General features: G+C 43.2%; 19 protein-coding genes and 1 other RNA gene. 16 read left to right on the top strand and 4 right to left on the bottom strand.

Annotation, left to right across the window (positions count from 1 at the left end; translation table 11 throughout):
• Window positions 1-46: 46 nt before the first annotated feature.
• From ACSLUR_RS01625 to ACSLUR_RS01550, 16 genes are all read left to right on the top strand, one after another.
• Entirely contained in the window at window positions 47-1345 is a 1299-nt protein-coding gene (locus ACSLUR_RS01625) for a type VI secretion system contractile sheath domain-containing protein (protein ID WP_448551207.1), read from the top strand.
• A 13-nt stretch (window positions 1346-1358) separates the two neighbouring features.
• Window positions 1359-1796, top strand: coding sequence for a GPW/gp25 family protein (locus ACSLUR_RS01620; protein WP_448551205.1), 438 nt, complete (start codon window positions 1359-1361; stop codon window positions 1794-1796).
• Entirely contained in the window at window positions 1786-3567 is a 1782-nt protein-coding gene (locus ACSLUR_RS01615) for a type VI secretion system baseplate subunit TssF (protein WP_448551203.1), read from the top strand. The genes ACSLUR_RS01620 and ACSLUR_RS01615 overlap by 11 nt, the downstream gene beginning before the upstream one ends.
• Window positions 3558-4481 carry a type VI secretion system baseplate subunit TssG gene (locus tag ACSLUR_RS01610; protein WP_448551201.1) on the top strand — a complete coding sequence of 308 codons (924 nt, stop codon included), beginning with the start codon at window positions 3558-3560 and terminating at the stop codon, window positions 4479-4481. Before ACSLUR_RS01615 ends, ACSLUR_RS01610 begins: the two co-directional genes overlap by 10 nt.
• An 11-nt stretch (window positions 4482-4492) precedes the next feature.
• Complete coding sequence (tssH, locus tag ACSLUR_RS01605) at window positions 4493-7084, top strand: type VI secretion system ATPase TssH (protein WP_448551199.1); 2592 nt, start codon at window positions 4493-4495, stop codon at window positions 7082-7084.
• A gap of 36 nt (window positions 7085-7120) precedes the next feature.
• The gene (locus ACSLUR_RS01600; RefSeq protein WP_448551197.1) at window positions 7121-7855 is read left to right on the top strand and encodes a transporter substrate-binding domain-containing protein; all 735 of its coding nucleotides are present in this window, start codon (window positions 7121-7123) and stop codon (window positions 7853-7855) included.
• Window positions 7856-7869: 14 nt separating this feature from the next.
• On the top strand, window positions 7870-8664 hold the full coding sequence (locus ACSLUR_RS01595; protein WP_448551195.1) for an FHA domain-containing protein: 795 nt from the start codon (window positions 7870-7872) through the stop codon (window positions 8662-8664).
• Window positions 8649-9158, top strand: coding sequence for a type VI secretion system lipoprotein TssJ (gene tssJ, locus ACSLUR_RS01590; protein WP_116015121.1), 510 nt, complete (start codon window positions 8649-8651; stop codon window positions 9156-9158). The genes ACSLUR_RS01595 and tssJ overlap by 16 nt, the downstream gene beginning before the upstream one ends.
• A 6-nt stretch (window positions 9159-9164) precedes the next feature.
• The gene (gene tssK, locus ACSLUR_RS01585) at window positions 9165-10487 is read left to right on the top strand and encodes a type VI secretion system baseplate subunit TssK (RefSeq protein WP_448551192.1); all 1323 of its coding nucleotides are present in this window, start codon (window positions 9165-9167) and stop codon (window positions 10485-10487) included.
• Between the two features lie 2 nt (window positions 10488-10489).
• Window positions 10490-11761, top strand: coding sequence for a DotU family type IV/VI secretion system protein (locus ACSLUR_RS01580; RefSeq protein ID WP_448551190.1), 1272 nt, complete (start codon window positions 10490-10492; stop codon window positions 11759-11761).
• Window positions 11758-15123: an ImcF-related family protein gene (locus tag ACSLUR_RS01575; protein ID WP_448551188.1), complete on the top strand. Its 3366-nt coding sequence runs from the start codon at window positions 11758-11760 to the stop codon at window positions 15121-15123. The genes ACSLUR_RS01580 and ACSLUR_RS01575 overlap by 4 nt, the downstream gene beginning before the upstream one ends.
• Window positions 15124-15148: 25 nt before the next feature.
• Window positions 15149-17161 (top strand): type VI secretion system Vgr family protein, encoded by a 2013-nt coding sequence (gene tssI, locus ACSLUR_RS01570; protein ID WP_448551186.1) that lies wholly within the window; start codon window positions 15149-15151, stop codon window positions 17159-17161.
• 19 nt (window positions 17162-17180) lie between these two features.
• A complete protein-coding gene (locus ACSLUR_RS01565; RefSeq protein WP_448551184.1) occupies window positions 17181-17681 on the top strand; it encodes a DUF6931 family protein in 501 nt (166 codons plus the stop codon).
• 266 nt (window positions 17682-17947) lie between these two features.
• The gene (locus ACSLUR_RS01560) at window positions 17948-19720 is read left to right on the top strand and encodes a hypothetical protein (RefSeq protein ID WP_448551182.1); all 1773 of its coding nucleotides are present in this window, start codon (window positions 17948-17950) and stop codon (window positions 19718-19720) included.
• A gap of 287 nt (window positions 19721-20007) precedes the next feature.
• Window positions 20008-22134 (top strand): PDC sensor domain-containing protein, encoded by a 2127-nt coding sequence (locus ACSLUR_RS01555; protein ID WP_448551180.1) that lies wholly within the window; start codon window positions 20008-20010, stop codon window positions 22132-22134.
• A gap of 83 nt (window positions 22135-22217) precedes the next feature.
• The gene (locus ACSLUR_RS01550) at window positions 22218-23741 is read left to right on the top strand and encodes an EAL domain-containing protein (RefSeq protein ID WP_448551178.1); all 1524 of its coding nucleotides are present in this window, start codon (window positions 22218-22220) and stop codon (window positions 23739-23741) included.
• 19 nt (window positions 23742-23760) lie between these two features.
• Here ACSLUR_RS01550 and ACSLUR_RS01545 read toward each other — a convergent pair whose 3' ends face one another.
• From ACSLUR_RS01545 to ACSLUR_RS01530, 4 genes are all read right to left on the bottom strand, one after another.
• Window positions 23761-24054: a PAAR domain-containing contractile injection system baseplate protein gene (locus tag ACSLUR_RS01545; protein WP_448551176.1), complete on the bottom strand. Its 294-nt coding sequence runs from the start codon at window positions 24052-24054 to the stop codon at window positions 23761-23763.
• Between the two features lie 231 nt (window positions 24055-24285).
• Entirely contained in the window at window positions 24286-25152 is an 867-nt protein-coding gene (locus tag ACSLUR_RS01540) for a tetratricopeptide repeat protein (protein ID WP_448551174.1), read from the bottom strand.
• Between the two features lie 574 nt (window positions 25153-25726).
• An RNA gene (gene rnpB / locus ACSLUR_RS01535) (RNase P RNA component class A) lies at window positions 25727-26133 on the bottom strand.
• 55 nt (window positions 26134-26188) lie between these two features.
• The gene (locus ACSLUR_RS01530; protein ID WP_448551172.1) at window positions 26189-26590 is read right to left on the bottom strand and encodes a hypothetical protein; all 402 of its coding nucleotides are present in this window, start codon (window positions 26588-26590) and stop codon (window positions 26189-26191) included.
• Window positions 26591-26594: the final 4 nt, after the last annotated feature.

Genomic DNA, 26594 nt, shown 5'->3' with positions numbered 1-26594 from the left:
AAGTAAACAGTCACTAGCATTTCTTTATTGCATTTTAGGTAGTCCAGTGTCGTCATTAACTATTGAAGCACAAGCAAGTAAGCGCTTTGCGCTAATTGCACAAGTTAAATACTTGATGGCTCAAATCGACCAAAAAGTGAGTGCTCAGTTAACCGAAATAATCACGCACCCAGCCTTTGAGCAACTAGAGTCTCGCTGGCGCAGTTTACATGAATTAATTCACTTACCGGTGAACTACCAAGCCGTCAAAGTGAAAATATTGAATATCAGCTGGTCAGAAATTTCACAAGATTTGAATATCTCGCCTTCGGTCAAGCAATCCAAACTCTACAATTTAGTTGCCAACAAAGAGTTCAATACGTTGGGAGGTGAGCCGTACGGCCTGATTGCAGTAGATCATCAATTTAGTCTAGAACTGAACTATGACAATGAATTTGACGATTTATATACGCTTGAATTATTGGCAGAGCTGGGCGAAAGGAGCTTATGCCCATTTGTTTTAGATGTTGATGAAAACTTTTTTGGCGCCAAAGGTGAAATGTATTTATCAGATCTAGAGCGCGTCTCGCGTGTTTTAGCTAGCAGCGATTTTGATGGTTGGCACCGACTACGAACCCTGAGTAACACCCAGTTTATCGGACTAGTGTTTAATAAAGTAGCTATTCGAGAACGTTACCGACAACTCAGTGCGAATTTCATTTTTAACGAAATCCATAATGAAACACACCTCTGGGGTAACGCCGCCATGACATTCATCAAAAACGTGATGCTTGAGTTTAATCGCGTCAGGTGGTTTGGTTTTTTAAAGTCTCGAAAAGTGAATTCATTAGGGGGAAGTACGATTGGTACTTTTGCCCTAAGTAGTGTTAGACCGCTCGACCGTCCCTATTTCAGAACGCGGCTCTCTGGCGAGACGGCAACCTATCTTGCGCAACAGGGCTTTATTGGTGTCTTTTACAATCCTTTGAACGAAAAATATTTCTTTCAATCGAACAACTCAGTGCGTAAAGAATCAGGCAGTGAAAATCGCTTTTTGCTACAAACAACACTAATGATCTGCCGAATTGCTCATTACCTCAAAATACAACTGCGCGCCATGATTGGTACTATGATGGAGCCTCATGATTGTGAAAATCAGTTAAATCATTGGTTAGAGCAATACTGCTCAAATTCGATCGTGACCGATGAAGCAACTCTGGCAACAATGCCGCTGCAATCTGCCACCGTTAAAGTGGTTGAAGAAGACGCCAGCGAAAGGCGCTACAGTTGCCAGATTGAACTAGTACCTCAATATCAATACGACAGAGTTACCTCAATGGTAAGTCTCTCGACTTCGACAGATTGATAAGGGGATAGCCATGGGGTTTTACAGAGCGTTTTATGCCGAAGAAAATGTCGACGTACTTGATACTAACATCTTAGCAATTTACCAAAACATCGGTCTGATATTAAAAACAGAGGCCGCTTATTTGTTTGAGGGACCAGCGCGACTTAGCCATCAATCTCATTTGTGTTTTGGCATCGAAGATATCGCCCTGTTTAGTCGGGTTAATTCAGGTGAGCAGATAGCGCTGAGAGTCAAAAACAAGCTAGTTCAATTTGAACCGAGACTAGCAAATATAGCAGTGCAATATATTGACAATGAAAGCAGTCATAAGCTCACTAATACCTTGCGCTTTTTGATCTCTGCGACGCGCGAGGTTAATGGTAAAAATGAAAAACTGATGTTGGATACGGATATCGATCTAACAGAAATGAAAGTACTGATAGAGAACGACAGCCAATATGATGAATAAAATGCTCAAGTATTTTGAACAGGAGCTCTCTGGTATTCGTCAAGGGCTAGAGGCATTTCGCCTTAAATTTCAAAAAGAAGCCGAGATTCTCAATCTAAACAACAAAGGCCAAGAAGATCCTAATGTCACGCGTCTCATTGAAAGTTTCGCTTGGGTAAGTGCCAAAAACGCACAAGAAATTGATCAACTGAAATATCGTCATATTGAAGAGTTCATTGAAGTCACATCACCGAACCTATTTAAACAAGTACCAGCAACTATTGCTTGTACTTTTGTCCACAATCCCGACGATTTCACCAAACCCGTAGTTTTAGGCAAAGGCGGTGAAGTTAGTTTTGATTTAGCGGGCCAGCAGGCAAAGTTTACACATCCGATAGCAACGGTATTGTCACCCTTGACCATCACAGGGACTCAATTCGAACAAACCCCGTTTAATCACCCGACGCCAGTTGATATCGACCACGGTAAAGTCAAATATTGCTTGCGAGTGAATATTGACTTAGTCAACGATGAAGTAGACATCAACACGCTGCTATCGTCAGGTCTTCAGTTACATTTTGGTCATAGTCGAACAGGCCGATGCAACTTAGATATTATTATGCAATCCTTGTCTAACATCGCACTCACTTGCGATGTGCAACAAACCTCGATTAGCATACCGAAAGAAAGTTTCACCCCAATTGCTCATGACCAACAAGCGCTGTTCTCACCGATTAGCGACAATGAGCTGGCAATTTATTTTCAGCTGAAAGAGTTTTTCACAATCGCTGACAAGCGTAATTACGTGCACTTACAGCATAAAACGGCAGGAAAATTAGCACCAAGCAGCCACTATTTTCTTGATCTTTATTTAGATGAATTTGCCCAAGAGCTGATGGCAAAAACGGATATCCAAGTTTCGGTTAATCGCTTCTTGATGACCAATTTATTTAAGCAGGTGTCTGAGCCTATTTCAGTCACTCATCAAGAATTATCGTACCCCATTATTGCTGATGCCAGTGTCGGCAATAATCTCGAAGTATATAGCGTTGATGACTTGTACAAAGTGAACAGTGCAAGCCAAGAGCGCATTAAACCGGTAATTGGCAGCGAACACATCAATTACCAACAAGATTGGTATTGGTCAGGTAAGCAAAAAATTTCCGCCAACGGCAACCTCGAGCACCATGTTGTTTTGCCAATCAACAAAGCATTAACTCGCGAGTCAAATGGTTTTACCGCTTTTGCCAATATTACGTGCAGCAATAGTAATCTCCATTCCTTGGTGCATATTGGTAACCAGTTTGTCGCAGATGCACAAGAGGCACTGCCGGGGGAGCTTTACATTAATGATGTCAACTTCACCCCCAATAGTACCGATATTCCAGAGCACCACTATTGGGATTTTCTCAAGTTAATGTCGTTCAACCTATCAGCGATGATCGATAAACCTGATGCAAAAGCGCGATTAGTGCAATTTTTGCGTTTGTTTACCTACAACAATGGCAAATACGTTGAGCTAGACAGTATAGAAGCGCTTAATCTAACAAAAGTGAACGCACCGTTTTTGGTGGAAGGTCGCATGTTGTTTGTGCCCGGTATTGAACTTAAATTATTGTTTAATAACGCAGAGCAAAACGCTGATTACTTTTTGTTTTCACAATTACTCAATCTATTTTTTGCCTCAATTACCTCATTCGATCGCTCATTCAAGTTAACGGTAGAGTTTACCCACTTTAATTGGTTGCCAATTAATTTTGAGCCTGTACTCGGAGTTCGAGCATGCGCTTAGGCAAAGGGGTAATGGCTAGGGTGCGATCATCGTTTCAATTGAAGCGACTTGCCAACGCACTATCTGATAAACCTGTCCGCTATCAAAGCGAGCTATTTTCTGACCACTACCACGAACAATACTGCCGTTATGAACAGGCAGCAGATGGCAGTTATCTCGTTGAGTCCAAAGACAAAGGGCTATTTGGTGTTAGAGGTGGGCTACCCAACTTTATTTTGGATTGGCTGAAGCTAAGCTTTCATCGTGCAAACGAAGCCTTCTTTTCGTTTCTCTCCTATTTCGAGCAGCGATTTGTCGAGCTTCGCCACGCTAAAGCTGAGATGACTTCCGTGGTGTATCGCGCGGAGCAAACGCAAAGCACACAAGACCAACAAGCGCTACTGAACCAGTATTTTGCCTCAATGAACTTTGAGCATAGCGACTACAACACAGTGCCTGCAACCTTACTCAATAGGCATTCAGGTCGCTCACTCAATACCATTCATCGAATGCTGGGTTTCTACTTTCCATACAAATTCGAAATTTTCGCCGACAATATTGAGTGGAAAGTTATACCAGTGGCGGCACGCAGCCAATTGGGACAAACTCAGATTGGCCGAGGTACAGTGCTCGGCCATAAGTACCCGCAGCTCAGCCATAAAGTTACAGTGACAATAAAAGTAAGTGATGCAGATCAATTCCAACAATTTTCAGTTGCTGGTAGCACGGCGGCAAAGCACCTTGAACAAATCAAAGAATTTTGTCGCCAGTGCTTTTCTGAGCACGCATCTGTTGATGTCATCGCACAATACCACGGTCACCGAGTGAGCCCGGCGTCACTTAATAAAAAGAATACAAACGCAGTAGTGCTTGGCAGTAATGCCCAGTTGCTGACTACGCAAAAAAATCAATTACAACGAATTAGAAAGCACTAAAAGGGAACCTTATGTCACACGTTTCGATCGCCAAACTTGTTAACTACCTCGACAGCAATTTAAAGAATGCATTGGAATATGCCGCGGCAGATGCAATGAAATCGGAAGTTGGTGCGATCGAAATTGAACACTGGTTATGCTCATTACTGCAAGGTCGCGATCCTAAATTACAACAATTTTTAGAAGCCCAGCGCGTTAACGTTGCCAACTTAGTAGCCGAGCTTGAACAACGCTTAGCAAAACTCGATAAAGTGCATTCAGGTCAGCCAACCATTAGCCCAGACATTATTGAGCTAATCAAGTCTGCCTGGCTGTTCGCATCTATTGAATTTAATCACGGCGCCGTTTCTGGTTTGCATTTATTACTCGCGGTGTTACAGCCCGATAATTTTGGCGTCAGACAACGAGACTTTCAAGCACTAGAGAGTATCTCACTAGAAAGTCTTAAAGAGACGATCAAAAGCTTGGCTCAACCCGCTAAAACAGCGAATAAATCTGGCGCATCTGGCGCTCCTCAGCAAGTGGTATCAGGTGCATTAGATAAATACACAGTTAATTTAACCGCCGCAGCGCAAAACGGCGAGCTAGACACCATTTCGGGTCGCTCTGAAGAGGTTCGCCAAGCCATCGACATCCTATGCAGAAAGCGACAAAACAACCCGATTTTCGTTGGAGAACCAGGGGTGGGTAAAACAGCTGTTGTTGAAGGGCTCGCACAAAAAATCGCGAATAACGAGGTACCATCGATTATCGCAGGTGTGCAAATTCACTCATTGGATTTAGGTTTGTTACAAGCGGGGGCTAGTGTTAAAGGCGAGTTTGAGAATCGCCTAAAAGATGTGATTAACGAAGTAAAAACGTCAGAAGTACCCATTATCGTTTTTATCGATGAAGCCCATACCTTGATTGGTGCTGGCGGTGCAGAGGGTCAAAACGATGCCGCTAACTTATTAAAACCAGCACTAGCACGCGGTGAATTTAGAACCATAGCCGCGACGACATGGGAAGAGTACAAAAAGTACTTTGAAAAAGATCCAGCCTTAACGCGTCGCTTCCAAGTGGTCAAAATTGAAGAACCCAATGCAGAAGACGCACTGCAAATGCTGCGCGGTGTGGCTAACTCATTAAAAAAACATCACAAGGTGTTTATTACCGAAGCTGCATTAACGTCAGCCGTTAACCTATCTATTCGCTATTTACCCAGTCGAAAATTACCAGATAAAGCAATTAGTATTTTAGATACCGCCTGCGCGCGTATTGCGTTGACGCAAAGTGCAACACCAGCTGCTATCGAATCGACCCAACAAGCGATCCGTTATTTGGACAATGAAATAGCGTCATTGTCAAAAGAAAACGCCATGCTCAATAACCAAGCTGAGGCCATTGCAGAAAAGCGCACGCAAAAAGTTAGATTTGAAACAGAATTAGACGCGTTAAATACTCAGTGGCAGAAAGAAACTGCGCTCGTCAATCAACTGGCTGACATTCAACAACAATCCGAAGATGGCGAGCTGGCAACCAGCAATGATTTTTCAAATCTGCTTGCAGAGCTCAAAGAACTGCAAGGCGAATCGCCTATGGTTCACGCTATTGTTGATGAGCAAACGATTGCCGAAGTGATCGGTGCTTGGACAGGTATTCCTATTGGCAACTTGATGAAAGAAGAGGTTAATAAACTCTTACAATTAGAAGAGTCACTACATACCCGAATTATTGGCCAAAGCCATGCGATGAATGAGCTCGCCAAAAGCATTCGTGTTTCTCGCGCTGGCTTAACGGACAAGCGCAAACCCGTTGGCGTGTTTCTAATGTGTGGCCCAAGCGGTGTAGGTAAATCAGAAACCGCTCTGTCACTTGCTGAACTGTTATATGGTGGTGAACAGGATATGACTGTCATCAACATGACCGAATTTAAAGAAGCTCACAAAGTTTCTCAACTATTAGGCTCGCCAGCAGGTTATGTTGGGTACGGTAAAGGCGGCGTGTTAACCGAGGCGATTCGACGCAACCCATATTGCGTATTGCTGTTAGACGAAGTCGAAAAGGCGCATCCAAGCGTGCACGACTTGTTCTATCAAATTTTCGATAAAGGTTGCATACAAGATAGTGAAGGCCGCAATATCGACTTTAGAAACACCCTTATTATCATGACCTCGAACGCCGCCGATAGCGCTATTGTTGATGTTTGTGAGCGCTCGCAAAACCGACCGGAAATTGTCGATTTGGTTGATGAAATTCGCCCAGCATTGCAAGAATACTTCAAACCTGCATTTTTAGGACGTACCAACATCATTCCTTACTACCCATTAAATGAGCAGGAACTAGCGCAAATTTGTGGTATTTCCCTTAACCGCGTCGCCAATAAACTAGATGAAACTTATGGCGCTGAATTAGACTACGACGAAAACTTTGTTAGCTACGTCGTCAACAAAGGCAACGAGCCGACTATTGGCGGCCGAGCTATTGAACAAATTGTTAATCGTCACCTAATGCCACAGCTTGCTGAGCACTGCATTGAGCGCATCAGCCAAGGATTACCCATTACTAAAGTAACCGTAACGGGTAGTGATGATGGCACTAGTTTTGAGCTAGTTGTCGAGTAGCTCACTGGCAAACGATTCCAAGAGATAGAAGACACCTTGAATATACATATCGCCAAAAACCAGCATGTTAAATTGCTCGTTGTTTTATTGTTACTGCTAGCTCAGTGCCGCACAGCAATTGCTGACGGCACTGTGATGTTGGCCACTCACGATGTTTATCCGCACCATTATATTGAGCGCGGTGAAATTAAGGGCCGTGTTATTCGCCAACTGCAATGCGCGTTCAATCGGATGGAAACCCCCTATCGCGCAGAATTTGGTGGTTGGGTTGACGATGAACTGAGCCTACGAACGGGCAAGATAGACGGCATTTTTGCCGTTTCGATGAACGATACGCGTAAAGACTACGGTGAACTTTCCACCACGCTGGCGACGAAGAATCTCTATTGGTATTTTTCAGGAACCAAGCTCGATGTCACTAAAGACAACCCTTTGTATCAAAGGTATCGCGTCGCCGCTGAATTTGGCTCCGACGAGTGGTTTATGATCAAACGACAAAAATACAATGTGCGAATGAAGCCTAAGAATTCACAATCGCTCGTAAAAATGCTAATCAATCACGAAGTTGATGCCATCTTAATCGACGAGCATGTCTTTGAGTATCAAAAAAATAGAGCGAATGTAGGTAACTTGAGTTTTACCCGAACACCTTTTCAAACCATTGATTTAGGTGTTTTGTTTTCAACAGCATTCTTACAAAAGAACCCAAGATTTTTGGCTTCTTTTAATTTGGCGGCGTCTAACTGCCTCATTTCAACAACAAATAACTAAGTGGAATGAATTCAATGACTTCAGCCATTTTACAAGTTACCGAAAGCCCTGCTGACGTGAAATTAGTGACACGGGTCGCCACGATCAATGACGGCACTGTCACACTCGGGAGCTCAATTGAATGCGATTTAATCCTGACGGCCGAGCAAAGCCAGAGTGATGAAATATGGGCAAGTATTACGCTCAGCGCTGACAAAGGTCAGTACTTACTCAAAGCCCATGTCGATGATGTTGTCGTTAACAGTCGCCCAATCATTAGCTCAATGGAAAAAGCCTTAGCCGATGGCGATATCATTGCGGTTGCAAACTACACAGTACTATTTTCCTGTGAGCAAGCGATTAAACCAGTAGAAGAAGTTATCGAGCCAGTCAATTACCAAGAGATTGATTTTGATGCCAATAATATTTTAGCCGGGCTTGGTGATGCGCCGACTGATCATCAAGCGCCGCTGACCGAAGAGGCACAGGCAGCATTTTTAGCATACGACGAGCTTGCGCACGCTAATAATACAAATCAAGCCCCTGACAGCTCCGTTGGCGCACTTTCGGACAAAATAGATCATTTGTTGGAAATATCGCAAAACCCTTGGATTCAACAAAAGAAATTGCTTAGTATGCTAGACGGTGTAGTTGATGAATTTATTAAGGAATTTGACCCCGCGTTAATCGAAGAAATGGTCGGCCAGCCCAGTTTTTTCAAGAGTGGAAAACAGTGGCAAGCCTATAAAAAATACTACCAACGAAAGCACAACGAAGGCCACTTTAAGCGACAGTTTAAAGCACTACTTATCGAATGTTTGCAAAAATAATAACAATATTCTCATTTATCATGCTTTTATCAGCCTGCGCTAGTGATGACGTACTCGATCGCTATTCACTGCCAATTACCGTGCGCGTCGAAGCGTCAGATAATCTCAATTGGGCTAATAATACCGCCAACCCTGTGGCATTGCGTGTTTATCAATTGACCAATGCTGAACGTTTTCAGCAGGCAGATTTTATCTCCCTGTTTCAATCAGACAAACAGTTGCTAGCAGAGCAGCTCGTAGAGCTCAAACGCATCTACCCAATTCTGCCTGCAACGACACAAGATATCACCGTCAAACTCTTGCCAACAACGCGATTTTTAGCCGTCGTCGCTGAGTTTACTGACTATCAAAATCTCGTGACAAGCAGCGTTATTGAACTACCAGAAGACATCTCAGCGGAAACTGATATTTGGTTGGGATTGCAGTCGACCGGTGTTAGGCTAAGCGTGATAAAAGAAGAAAGCTTGTTGGATAAAATAATAAAATGGGATTAAGCATTCTTGAAAAATAAAATTGTTTGGCGCGAAGGGACGTTTCTATATCCGCAACATTTTCAACAGATGGAATCTCATCTTGAAACTAGTTTGCAAGCATCGACAAATATGCTGGTTGGGGACTTAGCACCTCAATTTGGATTAGCGAATATTTCCTTTAACGAAGCCACCTTAAAGCTGGGGCAAGTATCGATTACAAACTGCCAAGGGCAACTGCCTGACAGCAGTTATTTTGAGCTGTCAGAAGAGATTGTTATCGACATTCCCGCAGGTACAGTAGATAACGTGATTTATCTTGTTGTTCCCATGTACTTGGCCGGGCGTAATAACTTTAACAACTCAGCACAAACTTCGCGTTTTATCACGACACACAAAAAAGTTTATGACTTAAGCGCTGATGACCAAGAGCAGATTGAAGTTGAAACCGCCACACTCAACATCGGCTTAAAGCTAAGCGATGACAATTTGGAAGGTTACATCAAGCTCGCAGTTGCCAAAGTCTTAGAGGTTGATGAAAACGGCCACGTAATTTTAGATAAGTCGTTTATCCCACAATGCTTGGCAGTAGGCTCTTCAAAGTACATTCTTGAGCGAGTAAAAGAACTAGAGATTCTCGCCAACGCCAAAGCCACGCAATTGCTGACCCGTTTGCAAGCAGCGGTCGACAGCCAAAAATCACTGGCTTTATACCAAGATCAGCAATTGCTCGATGCCATCTACCGCTGGCTACCGTGGTTGGAAGCTGTGCTAAGTACACCGAATTATAAATTAGGGCGATTTTTCCTCGAGTTAAAGCAGTTCGAGTCAGCACTCAACAGCGTCACCTTGACCGAGCGAAGCCCTTGGCAACCACTGCAGAACGAACAATTATTCAAACAGCTACAACCCGTATTTAGTCGCTTAAAAGCAACCTTGTCGATTACTCAGCAAAGCAATGTCACTGAAATTCCTTGGGATGACGCGTTGTTTGCCAGTCGCCGCATGATGCTGGCCAAACTCAAAGGCGCAGCGCTCGAAGCAAATACGCGCGTTATTATTGCGGTGACAGCTGATCATGGTCAAATATCGAAAGACGTGTTTCGCACAGGCTTTAAGCTAGCGGGGAATAAATCGATTGTCAGTTGCCTCAAAAACGCGACGCCCGGTATTGCCGTTAACCCTTTAATGTATGCGCCGCCTGAGCTTAAAAGCCAAGCGTTGACAGATTACTTTGAACTAGAGACCGAAGACGTCCTCTGGCAACAAGTACTGGAACAAAATGAGTTATTGGCCTTACACATCGATAGCCGTTTATTTATCAGCGCAGTAAAACTGTTTTTAATTAACTGATCATGCATTCGGCGAACTACACCGTTAATCAATTTTCATTGGTTGACGAAAAGAATGAAGCGCTAACGCAATTGCTGGCTAATTTTAGCTGGCAGGATGAGCCTTTACTAAAACTAAGCTTGCCATTGTTTCCGCAGATTGATGCGATTAGCTGTATTGATGACAACGCAACACTTGACGCTTTTCGTCACAACCTTGTGGCTCGTTTAAAGCAGCTTAAAGCACAGGGACAATCGCTTAATTTGTCACCTCAACTGCTGGATAAGCTCAGCTTTATGTGGGCGGCGTTTCTTGACGAGCGTGTTATTTATGAAAGTGACATTGACACCACTGCGTGGGAAAACAATACGTTAGTTAGCCAACTGTTTGGCATTCGCAATAGTGGCGAAACGTTTTTTACGCTCGTTAAACAGCTAATGAATGAACCCAGTCATAACCTTGAATTGCTGCAAATCAGCTACCTGTTGTTGCAACTGGGATTCAAGGGAAAGTACCACGACCGACGGGCGATAGAGCTCAACCAGTTTATCGCTGAGGTCAGCCATGCATTGTCAGAATTTGGTGTGTTACAAACCCAAAATCATCGCTACAGCGCCTACAGTAAAGTGGTGAAAAAGCCCTATCGCATGTTGCTCAAACCGGGCATACGGCCAAAATGGTTTTGGTTAACTTGTGTTGTGATACTCACCGCTGCAATAGGGGTTTATCAACAAGAGCTCAGTGAGCTATATGCTAATCAGCAAGATGAATACCGTGAAATGGCAAAAGAAACGCGCCAATATTTAACAGCAATTCAGCCAAAAACCCAATTTATTGAGCAAAAAGATTTTATTAGTCAAGGAAGTCACCTTGGACAAGGAAGCTACACTGGGCAAGGAAATTACATTGGTCAAGCAAGCAGTATGAGTAATGACACCGAATTGGCTGTCACCAAACAACAGCCAAGCGACACAGCAAAACAGCGGGTTGTTTCAAGTGCGCCTGTCGCTAATGAAACTACAGCAACATTATCAACAGAAATTTATCAACCAATAACAAAGCCAAAAACCGATAAACGTTACTTAGTACAGCTAGGCGTATATGATCGTGAATCAGCGGCCCAACAGTTAACGTCTCATTGCAGTAACGATACCTATCCATTGCAATTTGGTCACGCCGATACACGCACATTTGTCGGTTATGTTACCGAAAGTTACACACAAGCAAATACAGTCAGTCAGTTTTTTCAAAACCACTGCCAACTTGTCCCTTATATTAAGGAGTACAAGCCATGAGCCGTAAGCTGACCCATATTTTGGCTATTATCGTCGTTATTGTTGCGTTATTGCTGTCAACGGCGATTGTTTTTCTTCCGTTGGCGATGTCTTGGTGGTGGCTAGTCGCAGCACTAGTGTTTGTGGTCATCGCCATGTATACCATTCCCCCAATGGCGAACCTGTTAACCAAAGCGATAACGAGAAGGCGCCAGCGCAGGTATCTACACGCCAGTTACCAACACATTAAGAAAAAGTTGAAATTACCGAGTAATATTTATGAAACCGCTTGGTTTTTTGCTTGCGCGCAGGATACTTGTGAACACGACTTTTCTCAGTTTCACCAAATAAAAGTCCCCAACTTACCCGCCAACATTAAGGTTTATCACGTTGAGGGGGCACTGGTATGGCTGCTCAGTCCGAAACAAGACTACGACACGAGTTTATTCGTTGAGTGGCTCAAGGTAATACGCCCTAAACAACCTGTTAATGGCGCTATGTTGATATTAGACGCCTTTAACTTAGTACAAAGAGCGCATAAGCAAACAGATATCTTCATTGATCGTTTCAAGCACGGCTGTGAAGAACTTCACAATCAAAGCGACATTCTGTCGCCTCTGCATGTTTTTGTATCGGGTATCAACAAACTGGACGGGATCGCAGAAGCGATCTACGAGCAATCAGATTTCGCCCAGCTGTCGATCGATCTCACCTGTGGCGACAGCGATAAAACAGCAGTGTTTAGCACCGCCTATGACGAACTATTTAAGAGCCTGTTTGTCGCTAATATTAAGCAAGTTTCGCTACAGCTCGACGAAGACTTCAAGCGCAAACAATTGCTTGGTCCTATGCAGTTGCAATACCTAAAGCTGTCAATTGAGCAACTCTTTTCCAGCTTGCAATCGTTTGATGGCGCCGACCTCCCATACCAGCTAACTAGCTTACATCTGGTTGAAAGTGAACACGCTGAGCAGCGCATCAATTTGGCAACAGCACATGCTCTTATCAATGTTAACCAAGTTAACTTACCTGTCGTGCACGGTACCAATTTAAAGCCGCAAGCATCACTGCAAAAGGCCTTTACGCATGGGGTGTTAGCGCAATCATTCAAAGCACCTGTTAACCGTTTGCAAGTTGCTACTTACTGGCTAAAACAGGGCCTAATGGTATTCTCAGGGGCAGCTTTATTAGGCTTTGCCGCTTGGGTCGGCTATTTGAACTTTGCCTACAATGAAGGCTTACACGCACAATTCGACCGGGTTCATCAAGAATATAAACTCGTATTAAATCAACAAAAATTCGATATAGAGGAGCCAAGTAGTATTCTTGGGCCGCTCGAAGTTTTGGAAAAAGCCTATCGAAAATTTAAGGCGCAGGAGCAAGACAAACCCTGGTTTGTGATGCCGTTTATCGCTTCCATCGAACGCGAAAAGCATTACCGCACTTTATATCAGCAGCAACTGGTGATGGCATTGCAGCCGACACTTAGCAGTTATTTAGAAGAAGAGCTCTTCGTTTACTTGGAGCTTAAAGACTATTTAACTGTATTGAATATCGAAAATGTTTACGAATCATTTGCCAGTGCCAATGCGGATAATCAAGACATTATTCTTGATTATTTTACCGAGTCATTCTTGAACAGCGGTGTTATGTCTCGTGAGCAGATAAGAGAGTTTGCCATATTACTGACCGATTTATTTGAGTTAGGGTATGAGCCATTCGATGTTAACAACGAGCTGATTGCCATTGTTGATGCCGAAATATCAACGCAAAACCGCTTTCAGTTGCTGTATCAGTACATTGAAGACTTACCTGAATTTAGTAAGCTCAACGATGTTCGTTCGGTATTATTTGGTGAAAACATGCTGCAAAGTGGCGGTAAAGACCTACTCTACTTTGACCAAACTCATGCCAGTTTTCTGGTGCCTAATTTATATACCCCAGGCGGCTTACTGCAATTGTCTTTTATCCCAAATTCGGGCTTTTTCCAAACCTTAGTAAAACGCAATCACGGCCTGTTTAGAAAAATACCAGAGCCACGCGATATGGAACGCTTGGGGAGCTATTTAAAATATACCTATATCAATGAATACGTGGGCTTTTGGCGAGAGTATCTAACGCATATCAAAGCGCGTGAAGACATGGGCTTAAAACAACTTTTAGCAGCGTTAACCAAAGCTGAGGACTCGCCTTTGCCGCAGCTAAATTCGGGGGTTAGGCACTTTGTTAATATCCCACTGATAACAATAGAGCCAACACCAGAGCAGCAAGTAAAAGCGCCTAAAAAACTGGCTGCGACACTGAAAAAAGTTGAAACTGTGGCTGATAACTTGCTCCCTGAAAAGCAAGAACTGACCACATTAATGGCGCAAGAGCAAAATGAAATAGCGACCAAAATCAATCAAGCCTTTGACGATAACTTACTGCTTTCTGGCTCAACCAAGCAAGTGGATGCGATCTATCAAAGCATTCAAAAAGACTTGTTAGCACTGAAAGAGTGGCTTGATAAAGCCGACAATGAAGTCATCCCAGGTAAAGCCTATTTTGAAGACGTTACTAACGAAAAGTCATATCAAGCATTTGCCAACCTTTGGCTAAATGATTACGAGCAAACGCTGATTGATCACCTGATTGACAATATCGTTGCGCAATCTAGCCGTTATGTGGAAAACAAAATAGTGAATTTCTTAAACACACAATGGCAAACGCAAGTGGTTGCACCTTATCAGCGTGAGTTAGCTCCCTTCTTCCCTTTCAGTGACAGCGAAGAGGCCGTAAATATTCGCGCCATAGATAAGTTTTTTGCAAGCGATAGCGCATTAGCAAAATTTGAACAATCAGTGCTGAGCCAGTTTGTTGAGGTCAAAGGCAAACAACAATTAGCCTTATTTGGCAGACAACACCTACTGACGCTAAATAATGATATTTCGCCCTTTATTACCGGCTACAAAACTATGCGCGAACAGTTGTATAGCGGCGCCGACAAGATCACCACAAACATTACCTATACGCCGATATCAATGGCTCCTGAGTTAATGTCATTTACACTGAGTACCGCAGATAGTGCATTAAATTACACTCATGGCCCATTGATTGGTAAGAAGACGCTATGGCCGACAGACTATCAAGACAGCGCAATGACTATCAGCATGCGAGATAAAAATAACAAACGCCAAAACACTAGATTTGAGGGAATTTGGGCGCCAATGCAACTACTTGCCAAATATCAAGACGGCGCGGCGAGCGAGGTCTTGACCATACCTTACCCTAAAACCACAGGTGTTAAACTCAAAGTTAATGATGCAGACAAAGCAAGCAATATCATCAACCCGAATTTTTTCAGGCGTTTAACGATCCCGTCCCAACTCGTCGGCCAGCCATAGCAACATTCTAGGAGTAAGAAAAGCAATGGAAAATTATGTTGCTGGCAGCACCAGCTATTTAGAAGCTAAATCGAGCACCAATAAAAGCTATCGAATCAATAAGTGCACGATTAATCAAAAGCTCAACAACAATTTCACCATTAATGCGAGTGTGGTTACCGATGGTGAAGACTTAGACGACTTACTCGGCGATTCCCTGACCATTAGCTGGTTTCAAGATATTGCTGGTCGCGCCAACGAATTGCTCAACTATCACGGATACGTGACAGAAATCACCGAAGTTGATACAGATGCCGACAGCATTCGATCGTTTAATCTGATTATCAAGCCTTGGCTTTGGTTGCTTACATTAAATCGCTGCAACCGTATCTATCAAGCAAAGTCGGTCAAAGACATATTAACCGACATCTTCGATAGCGCTGGTTTTAAAGGTCAGTACAAATTTGGCACTATGCCGACAACACAACGAGAGTATTGTACTCAGTACAATGAAACTGATTTCGCCTTTGCCCTGCGGGTTATGGCAGAAGCGGGCGTTATTTTTTATTTTATTCAAGAAGGCGGCAAGCACACGCTACAAATCCAATCTGCTGAGGCAAGTATTACCAAAAACACCCAAGCAACCTTCGATCATGCACAGGTCAAAGACAGTAATAACCTATTGCTCAGCACATGGCGAACGAAACAGCGCAGCACCCGTAAATCGCTCAGTTTATCGGGTTACAACAGTAATAAAGTGAAAACGGAACAAGCGAGTAGCCAACTGACTAACAGCGCGGTCAGCACTTATTCAAATAAGCACTTTGAATTTCACGGTCAACCAACCGATAAAGCTGACTTCTCCGACGTTGCGACCTTGGCAAAACAGCTTATTGCCAGTGAAGAAAGTCGTGCTCAAGACATTGAAGCAACGACGGATTCGAACCTAGTGCTGATAGGGCAAACACTGACCTTAGCCAAGCATCAAAATGCGGACTTCCAAGGTGATTACAATGTTATCGGCCTAAAGCACGTCATCAATGTGACCAGCAGTGCGACACAAGCTACCTACAAATGCACCATTAGCTGCCGCAAGAATACCCTAAGCGTCGCACCGCAAATGCCAGTGAAACCCAAAGCGCCGGGCTTAATGACCGCCGTTGTGGTTACAGATGCAGGCGCGTTTGACAGCAAAGGCGATCTCAACCAAGACAAAGACGGCAAAATTCGCGTCCACTTTCATTGGGATGTTAGCGACACTAAATCAGCCTCTTGCCTACTGCGGGTTGCTCAATTGATGGCGGGGAGCCAAGCGGGTATGCAGTTTATTCCCCGTATTGGCGATGAGGTATTAGTCGACTTTATCAATGGCGATATCGACCAGCCGATTGTTGTTGGTAGCGTTTACAACGGTTCGAACACGCCACTGTACAACCAAAAAGACTCCACACAATCAGGGATTAAAACCGGCTTTGCTCAAGACACAAGCCATGAATTGTGTTTTGACGATAAAAAAGGTGAAGAAAAAATTGCTCTCACCTCAGGCAAAGACCTCGCGATAACAGTTGCCAACAACGCGACAACACTAGTCAATGCTGACGATAAATTAACAATTAAAAAAACGCAGACCACGGCGATCGAAGACAAGCAAACCATCACGGTCACCAATGGCTACGGTTTAACGGCTGACAAGATTGCGCTTGAAGGTAAATCAGAAATTGAGCTCAAAGTAGGTAGCAACAGCATTAAAATTAGCAGTTCGGGCATTACCATAGACGCATCAAAAATCACCCTGAGCGCTAGCGGTGACATTAGCCTGTCAGGTACCAATGTGAAATCATCAAGTACCGCGTCAACGTCAATTAAAGCGACCGCGAACCTTGATTTAAAAGCAACCGCACAAGCAAATTTAGAAGGTACCGCTGGGGTCAATGTTAAATCAACGGCAATGGCAAAAGTTGAAGGCACTGCTGGCGCCGAACTCAGTTCAACCGCCATGGCCAAACTCACAGGTACCGCCATGGCCCAGATTTCCGGTGCTTTAGTGAAAATTAATTAACGATTGATGAACTAACAAAATGCAAATCATTACGCCAAAAGTTGTCAGCCAATTAACACAAATGAATGCGGGTCATATTGTCAACCGATACCCGATGACCGACGAAGCCAAAGCGCTTGTCACGAATGAGATGACACCGTCAGAGGCGGTTGAGAAATTGCAACAAGCTGGCCTTGAGCGCGATGCGATACAGTTTATCGCCCACGGTTTATCAGTGATGTCTGCAATAAAATGGGGGCTTAGTTGCCTTCGTCAAAAAATCGATTGGCAAGCAGATGACGAACAGATATTTGATTGTGTCGAACGTTGGGTAGCTGCGCCGAATGAAACGCTGCGTATTCGCGCTCAACAACTGTCTGATCGCAAAGGACTGGGAGAATATCCGAGCGCATGGTTAGGCTATGCTGTTTTTTGGTCAGGAACCGGCTCTATCGCACCGCCTGATTTACCTGCAGTGATGCCGCCTGACAATATGGTTGGTCATGCCATTAACGCGGCAATTTTAATGGCGATGATTTAAGCGTGGCATAACAAGCCAGCGAAAGCTTTTACGTAGCACGTTTAGATAAAACTGCGCAGGCATTAAACGCACAAAATGGCGGCTAGGTGAGCAACTAATCAACAGTTTCTCTTTATAAATGAGCAAAATACAAACAATTAACACAGTGGTAGGTTTTGTTTTACAGGCAAAGCCTCGTTACTCTAACAACCATAATAACGATAACAAGCTATTGCCTGTTTGTTCAGGTGTAAAAAATAGCGACGACACGTATGTAGGGAATTTCTATGTCTATCATTCGCAAGCTTAATTTAGCAGGCCGCAAAGTCGGTAAAGTACTTCACCTCGTCGATGCCTCTAATTACGATAAGTTACGTCGTCTCGACGCACTGATAACAAAAATCAACGCCGCGCGCAGCAACAACAATCGCTCTTTCCTCAAAGCAATAGAAACCATCACCGAAAAAGCTGGTGGGCTAAAAGAATTTAAAAAGCAAGAAATGTCAAAGTTGGACAACTTTGAGTGGGTATTTTATTTATCAGATCAGCAATGGGACAGTTTCTGTTTCCAATGGAACGAAACAAAATCGCTGTTAACCGCCAACAGGAAATCCCCTTTTAAAAGCGAAGACGAATTAACCCAAGCCTATCAAACAACGCAAGGTCCTTTTAACAGTAAAATCCAATGCTTTTTAGCGCTTTATAAAGAAGAAAAGGTGGTTAGTGATTACAGCAAGCTAGATGACTGCTTTAAAGGGGTGCCTGTTGCCTCCCCGGCACAGCAAGCGCTGCCTAAAGAAGATACAAAAATCGCTAACGAAAAAGACATTTGGCTTATTTTCCAGTCTCTTAAAGAGGACTTTCGTGAAATTGGCCTAGTCATGAAAAAGCAAATGCTGATTTTCGCAAAAACACATCTTGAGGCGATCAGAGGTGGTGCCAACTTAGAGGGCTTCAACAACATAGATAATGTCGAAGCCTTATTACCCATTGCCGATCGTGCACGAAAACAACAAATCATTATTAAGCGTTCAGGTTGGTTAGCTCCACTAAAAGACATTTACAACGCCTACAAAGTGATTGGTCTTATGGACAAAGAAACCCGTTACCGAGGAGCATTTGACGAAGGCTTCAGTGGTAAAGCTAACCGTGCAAAACTGGTGAAATACACGCAAGAAATGGTGACAGGGATCATTTCAGCGGTAACCACTACAGCAATGACAGTTGCATCTTTTGGCGCAACCTTGATTTTGTGTATTTTACAGTGGATTAAAGTATTCGATATATTGTCGTCATTTGCCACACTCATTCGCAGTTTCATCAAAGCCAAGCAGGCAGATCCCAATGTTGATTTAACCAAGTTAGATTTTCGCATGCTAAGCCAACGCACAAAAACTGGCGCTATTGCGATGAATGTGATCAGCACCTCAACAGGTGCCTTGAGTGCAGGCTTGCACGTTGGTGGTGCGGCTGAAACAGGAGCTTATGTATTAGCAGGTGCTAAAGCTACCTACAAAGCAGGCAAAGGCGCGTGGAGTAGTAAATCGGCAATCAAAAACGTTAAAAACTTCAAAGATGATCAGCACAACTTATCTGAGCAAGCGACGGAAAAAGACCTCCTCAAAGCTAAGAAGAATTTAGCGAAACGATTGAAAAACGTTGAAGAAATTGACTTTACCTTTAGCAACCCATTGCAAAACCACGAAGAATTAGCCCGTAAAGTAGAAGACTCTAAATCTAAGCTGCGCCGCTTTATGGACAGCATGGTGAAATGGGCGAAAAAAGCGTTCAGTTATCTCGTTAAACTACTAACCAAGTTAATTAAGTTTGTACTAGGTGTACTTATTGTGTTCGCCAACATTGTTGGCGTGTTAATCACAGGAATTGTGCTGTTATTTAAGCGATTTTGTGAGCTTGTTGGCTCCACCATCAACAAATTTATGGTCAAAGCCAAAGGTGATATACAAGATGGTTTGAGGTACTTAAAGCGCATGCTAAGGCAGGAAATTATAGACATTGACGCCAGATTAAAAACGGTAGCGATGAGTCCTGCGGGGTAAGTTCGGCAAACGCATATAGAGGCTCTTCGCAAGGAATCATAGACAATAAGTACTTTTAGTCATTCCTCTGTAGAGCCTTTCCCAAATGCCCATAATTACAGTAAAACAAAGACTTTAACAAATTGGCGAGCAAACTCTTTTAGTTAGCTAAAAGCAATGAGCAAGCTATAAGGTATGAGTGCAGCAGGCACCCCCAATTGTAACGAAGTCTAATCAAACTCAAAAATGTTATGTTCGCGGCTATTTGCTAATCACCGCGATAACGAAGTGAAGTATTGACAGTTATCATGCAACTTATTAACGAAAAAAGCGCAACGCTAGCGAAAAATGTGAGTGGTAAGTTCATTACCCCATTGTTAGTAGCAGGCATCTTAATTTGCCTTGTTAATGCGATTATCGCGTGTTATCTCATTTATCAAGAATCAAGTGTTTTTCAAAAGACGGTACGCGCGGAAGTAAAAACGCAAACTATTGATGCCGCTAACCAAATTAGCGAAAAACTTGCTGGCATCATGAATGATGTGAACAATTTTGCCGATCGCATCACTCGCCTTGAAGATAAACAAGACACACTCGGTTTTTTACGCCACGAGTTTTACCAAAACAGTAATTTATTTTCGTTAAGCACGACATTCAAACCCTATGCTTTTGATCCCGCAAGAAAATACGTTGCTCCTTATTATGAACGCCTTACCGACGAAGAAAAAGAATTTGAATTAACTGGCTACGATCAAAACAGTACCGAATTCAGTTGGTATAACCGACCGCTCAAAGAAGGTCCAATTTGGACAGAGCCCTATTACGAACCAGTGAATAGTGTGCTGATGACCACTTACTCGGTGCCATTCTATCAATCAGAAAAGGCGCGTGAGGCGGGCGAAACACCACTCGGTGTTGTGCCTTCCGATGTATCACTGGATCACCTCACCACCGATTTAAAACAAATTCAGTTTGGCGCTGGTGGCTACGGTATTATTTTTTCGAGCAAACAAAACTTAATCTCCCACCCTGTTTTTTCTCATGTGCGCGAAGGTGAAAACCTTAATACGCTTAAGCACAAAGACGGCTTTAACTATCTCAATAAAATCGATAAGTGTTTCGCTGACGATCTCACTTATGCCTTTTACAATGGCGAAGTGATGGATAACGACGAAGATTACGCGGCATGTGCACATATTCCGCAAACCGATTGGATTCTTATCACTCGCATGTCTGCCGATATGTTTCAAATGGACAAAGACTATCGTCGCAAAAGCAATATAGGAGCAATCAGTTGGATTGCTGCCTCATTGATTTTGATCATTTTATTGCTGACCCGTTATAAACGAATTAATTGGTCGCAAAATAACATTTGGATATCCATCATCTTAGTGACAGGAACTGTCGCTTCACTTGAGTTTGCACGCAGTCTCAATACGTTGGAGGAAGACAGTACGGTAGTGATCACCAATACCGCCCAGCGAGAAGCGTTTATCAGTAACTATGACGCCCAACTTACGCAATTGCGCTTAGACCTGCCGGACTATATTTCGACTGGCCTGATGGTCGACTCCTTAGAGTTTGTCAATGCCAATAACGTCCATCTCACTGGCATCGTTTGGGAAAGGTTTGAATCTCCTAGACCTGAACAGATATCGCCAGAAATCGCGTTCAACGAAGCGATAGAATCTGATTTAAAATTAGCATATCGACAAACTTTGCCCACAGGGGAAGAAGTTATTGGCTGGCATTTTTCGGTTGTTATTCGTCAAGAACTTGATTACTCAAAGTACCCGTTCGATCACAAGAATATTGTCATCCGGTTAACCGCTAGCAACATTGGCAGCAATACTGTTTTAGTGCCGGATTTAGAGGCCTACGAAAAACTGGGAAAAACGGATAACCCAGCCGTTGCTAAAGATATCGTTTTAGAAGAATGGACACTTAAGCAAAGCTACTACAAATACACCTATCAACATTTCAACACCAACTTTGGCATTAATGCGCATGGCTTCCAAGAGATTAGCCCTGAGCTAAACTATTCAATCAATATTGAACGCTCATTTTTAGGGCCATTTGTCACGACATTATTACCTGTCATGGTCATGGTGTGCCTGCTATATGCATGTGTCGTCAGTATGCCCTACACCCCTTATGGTGAGCTAAGAAATAATATTACGGCGGTAGTATTCACCATACTACTCGCTCATTACAGCATACGTGAACACTTACAAATCAATGAAGTCGTCTATTTTGAAGTGTTCTATTTCCTGCTTTATGTGATCGCAACCGTATTTATGCTAATTGCTCATTACTATTATCGCGCCAAAGCGCTGGACTTAAATTCAATGCGCTATAAACGTGTGGCAATCGTCTGGTACTGGCCAATACTGACATCAGCAATCTATGTGATCACTATTTGGACTTACTATTAGGCTCGATGAAAGGCAAACATGGGCGTCACCATAAAAATGACGCTCTAAGTTAAAACTAAGAACAATAACAACAGGTTAATTTTATGAAGCTCTACCGTCCATGGACCTCACTGTTTATTATTGTGGCATGTATTGCTGTCACGCTGGGATTTCACCACCATATCGCGGGTTATTACGTTAAACATGCTATCGATGCCGAATTAGAGTATTTAATTGGCAAGCTCGACAGCCACGTCACAGAAGCCATCCGCTTAAACGATGAATTTACCGAAGAGCTCGCGTTTGACTGTTCAATCTCAGATATTGAGAAAATGCAGCGAGTTGCCTTTACCAGCCCTCATGTTCGCCTGTTTGAAGTGCACATTGCAGGTGGTAAAGAATGTTCAAGTCACGGTTTAGCGGTAGAACAAGACGAAAAATCGTCTTGGAAAAACTTACGCGATAATATTTTTATTGGCTCTGAACTCAATAAGATTACCCACACGCATGATTTAACGGTGATTTATCAAGGACAAGGCTTCAACTTAATTGCCGACATCGAGCCTATCCATATCCCTAAAGCATTTTGTGAAAATTGCGCCGTACTAAAAGTGCAGCTGGGTAGCTTTGACATTCTCGTCAGCGATTTAAATCACCTTGCAGAAGACCTCTCGCTTTCCTCCTTTATTTACTCTGAGCAATATCCTTTCTCGCTATCCTTAGCGGTTTCGAAGAATTACCTATCCCCCGTCGAACACTGGAGCGGAGGCATAAGTTTAGGCATTGGTTTTTTAATCGGCATATTACTGGTCATGGGTATGCAATGGCTGCTAAGTCAAAACCAAACGTTAGAAGCACTAATTAAACAAGGGCTAGATAAGCATGAGTTCAAGCCATTTTATCAACCTATCGTGCACTCAAAATCGGGGAAAATTGTTGGTTGCGAAGTACTGGTACGCTGGGTAAAAAAAGACGGAACCATCATCCCACCTTATCAATTTATTCCCTTTGCCGAAGACTCTGGGCTTATTTTACCCATTACAGAACAGCTGCTCTATCGCGTGGTACGCGACATTCAGACCCTAAATTGGGGCGACACAGACAAGTTTATGAGCGTCAATATCGTGCCAGAGCACTTGCAAAACGACGACCTGTTCCACACTATAGAATCGTTAAAAAATGACCATTGGCAATACCACAATCTCTCATTAGAAATTACCGAGCGCAGAAAAATTGAAGATTTAGCCCAAGCTAAAAAAACACTCGAAAAATTTTATGATGTGGGCATAGACCTCAAACTAGATGACGCTGGCACTGGCTATGGCGGTTTTGCTTATGTTCAAGAATTAAAGATTTCGACCATCAAAATAGACAAAATGTTTATTGATGTTATTGGCACAGACGATATGAAAAATTCGGTGCTGTCATCGATCATCGCTTTTGCCAATGAAGCATCATCCATGAAAACCATCGCAGAAGGTGTCGAAACACGCGAACAAGTCGAGCTGCTCGCCAAACATGGGGTATACAAAATTCAGGGCTATGTTTACGCCAAACCTATGCCCATTGAAGAACTGGTTGAATGGAAAAAAATTGCCAAAAACCTAATAGCTATGGCCAGTCATTAATGATTATCCGAATAGCCAACTAACCACCAATTAGCACGGTCGGCATGCCTAAGACAATACTGCCACCGTGCGAAGTTGTATCTCCCATCCTCGCGGCAGGTTTATTGCCAATCAACACTGTCGCACTACCTTTTACAATCGTATCAGGTGGACCGACACATGTAGCCATATCCCCCATCACTACAGCAGGCATACCGCCAATTAAAACAGTAGGCACTCCGGGGCCAGATACGGGTCCGCCAACATGAGGCACTGTACCTGTTACCATTGGGCATACGTGCATGTCAGTCAAACGAGAAGCAGGTAAACTCATCACAACTCCTAAGTAATCTTCATCAAATCAACTTACTAACAAGATTAATTCAGTTTTTGTGAAAAGACTATCCAGTTTAAGACTTAAACTCTATTTGCAAACAAAAGCACTTGGCTCAAAAGCTGACGCAAGCGCTCTATTCATTTGTGATTCATCTCATAAAGGAGTTACTTCTGATCTCCAAAAACTTAACAAAAGATTTTGCAATGGCGCTTTTATCACCAATAATTTTTAAAATGAAGACCGAGCAGAAAGACCACCAGAGCCAGTAGCATCTCTAACGCCAAGGAAGGAACTTGGAAACCCTTCAAGCCCTTGTCGTCCAATGGCTATATGACAACCTATAGACGTTGCACATTGTTTCCCTTTAAGCCTTGAGCCAGTTGTTTTGATATGTTTTCGATAGCTAAGTAATTGCTGATCCAAAATATCAGTGATCGGCGGAGAGGTAACCGTAATCACTTCAATATCCTCATCTTTTGGCCAAACAAATTCATTTTGAGCATTTTTCTCTAACTTATCCGTTAACGTCGTGGCAAAAAGCATCGGAAAATTAGTTTGGTTGAAAAGCCCTTGACGCTCTAAAGCATTAATGACTTCAGGAATTTTGGGGTGCTCTTCGCGATAAGCTCTGATCAAGTAGCTATCTGAAATAGCGAGATCTTGCTCAATAAATTGATTGTTGAAATGAAGTACACCAAGCAGAATATTGGCATCTTTATAATCTCTAAATGCGGCTTTCTTTAGATACTTTATCGACTCTTTGGCATCTAAATGCTGTTCACTTATTAAGTGAATTAATCCAGTTTTATACTGCGCCGCAGGCTCACCATATTTAGACGCTTTTTTGAGGTATTTCAGTGCTTGAGCTTCGTCTTTCTCAACACCGTAACCGTTGTAATAAAACTGACCTAGTGTTGTATAGGCTTCACTGTGTCCTCTTTTAGCCGCCAATTTAAATTTGTGAAAGTAGGTTTGGCACAGTTCCGTTTGGCAAGCACTAAGCTCGCTACTTTTTGGCGAGCTGACAATATCTACAGCTTGTGAATTAAAGCTGAGAAAAATGGAGAAAAAAGTGAGTAGTGATTTTTTAAACATGCGTGAGATCCCTTCCAAGCCGCCAATAGAGTATATTTGAAGTGATAACGTTTACTAACCATCAACGAGCAGCTAACTGAGATGAACGTCAATTAGAGGCCGCTTCAAACTTCAGTATTCACTTCAAAAACAGTATCAACTTATCATCTAGCGACCAAAATTAAAATATGCTAATCACCTGAGTACAAAGAAAAATATGCTATATGAACTAACCAAAACCGCATTTGCATGTGGCATGCTTGAGCTTTGATAACACTGAAAGAAACCGCTTTGAAATGAAAAAGCCCCTGCATTGCTGCAAGGGCTTGTGGAATATGTGAGTTGGCCGATAAGCCGGGTTCTGTGTCTATCCCATAAATAGGAAAGCGACAATCATTCGTCTAGGCCTTAACTCGCGCTAAGGCTCAAGCAACCTACCCGGTTCCAACGCGAGCCACGCACTCACTATAAAAGTAATGGAACCCTATTTGGTCTTGCTCCGGGTGCCAAGTGGTTTTAGCACCCTGCTACCAATCGTTGACTTTGACATCCATAAAATGAAAAAGCCCCTGCATTACTGCAAGGGCTTGTGGAATATGTGAGTTGGCCGATAAGCCGGGTTCTGTGTCTATCCTATAAATAGAAAAGCGACAATCATTCGTCTAGGCCTTAACTCGCGCTAAGGCTCAAGCAACCTACCCGGTTCCAACGCGAGCCACGCATCATTGTCATTGATAAATCAACGCAAACTGGAACCCTATTTGGTCTTGCTCCGGGTGGAGTTTACCCTGCTGCCAACTGTTACCAGTGGCCCGGTGCGCTCTTACCGCACCCTTTCACCCTTACCTGTGCTGTTGCCAGCCATCGGCGGTTTTCTCTCTGCTGCACTTGTCGTCGGCTTGCGCCGCCCAGACGTTATCTGGCACCCTGCTCTTTGGAGCCCGGACTTTCCTCCCCCAACACTTATAAATAAGTGTTGGCAGCGATTGTCTGGCCAACTCGGCGCGTATTCTACATCAAGCCCACAGACAAATTAAAGCAACTTATTCGACTAAGCTTATTGTTTATTCAAAATAGCGCTATCAAGTTGTTGATGTAGCCAAGCGATAGCTTCAACTCTATCGGTAAATATTTTGGTGTTTTGCAGATCTAATGAAGGGGATCGGCTAAACAAAATATCAGGCTGAACCGCACTATCATAAAGTAAGGCTTTAGCGGCTATGGATTGGGTAGCCAGCCACCGATTATAATTATCAAGGATCTGATAAGCGTCAGGTGTGCCACCTTCCACTCGCGTTAAATCGACCAGCACAACAAATGGTTGACCGTTATATCCTTCTACTTGCTCACGCATTTGTTGAATATACAAAGTGATGCCATCTTCATTGAAGCTGCCAATTAAGGTGCCAAATAACATGTTACCTTGGCGACTTACTTCGCATTCACCATGTATATTCATACGC

Source organism: Thalassotalea montiporae, assembly GCF_053485855.1.
Note: the sequence above shows the minus strand (reverse complement) of the source record. Positions and strands in the feature narration are given on the sequence as shown.

Coding starts and splice junctions, on each gene's coding strand:
- ACSLUR_RS01610 (WP_448551201.1), top strand. CDS start 3,558: ATGCGCTTAGGCAAAGGGGTAATGGCTAGGGTGCGATCATCGTTTCAA.
- ACSLUR_RS01560 (WP_448551182.1), top strand. CDS start 17,948: ATGTCTATCATTCGCAAGCTTAATTTAGCAGGCCGCAAAGTCGGTAAA.
- tssI (WP_448551186.1), top strand. CDS start 15,149: ATGGAAAATTATGTTGCTGGCAGCACCAGCTATTTAGAAGCTAAATCG.
- ACSLUR_RS01615 (WP_448551203.1), top strand. CDS start 1,786: ATGATGAATAAAATGCTCAAGTATTTTGAACAGGAGCTCTCTGGTATT.
- tssH (WP_448551199.1), top strand. CDS start 4,493: ATGTCACACGTTTCGATCGCCAAACTTGTTAACTACCTCGACAGCAAT.
- ACSLUR_RS01595 (WP_448551195.1), top strand. CDS start 7,870: ATGACTTCAGCCATTTTACAAGTTACCGAAAGCCCTGCTGACGTGAAA.
- ACSLUR_RS01555 (WP_448551180.1), top strand. CDS start 20,008: ATGCAACTTATTAACGAAAAAAGCGCAACGCTAGCGAAAAATGTGAGT.
- ACSLUR_RS01540 (WP_448551174.1), bottom strand. CDS start 25,152: ATGTTTAAAAAATCACTACTCACTTTTTTCTCCATTTTTCTCAGCTTT.
- ACSLUR_RS01545 (WP_448551176.1), bottom strand. CDS start 24,054: ATGAGTTTACCTGCTTCTCGTTTGACTGACATGCACGTATGCCCAATG.
- ACSLUR_RS01575 (WP_448551188.1), top strand. CDS start 11,758: ATGAGCCGTAAGCTGACCCATATTTTGGCTATTATCGTCGTTATTGTT.
- ACSLUR_RS01580 (WP_448551190.1), top strand. CDS start 10,490: ATGCATTCGGCGAACTACACCGTTAATCAATTTTCATTGGTTGACGAA.
- ACSLUR_RS01620 (WP_448551205.1), top strand. CDS start 1,359: ATGGGGTTTTACAGAGCGTTTTATGCCGAAGAAAATGTCGACGTACTT.
- ACSLUR_RS01530 (WP_448551172.1), bottom strand. CDS start 26,590: ATGAATATACATGGTGAATGCGAAGTAAGTCGCCAAGGTAACATGTTA.
- ACSLUR_RS01565 (WP_448551184.1), top strand. CDS start 17,181: ATGCAAATCATTACGCCAAAAGTTGTCAGCCAATTAACACAAATGAAT.
- ACSLUR_RS01550 (WP_448551178.1), top strand. CDS start 22,218: ATGAAGCTCTACCGTCCATGGACCTCACTGTTTATTATTGTGGCATGT.
- tssJ (WP_116015121.1), top strand. CDS start 8,649: ATGTTTGCAAAAATAATAACAATATTCTCATTTATCATGCTTTTATCA.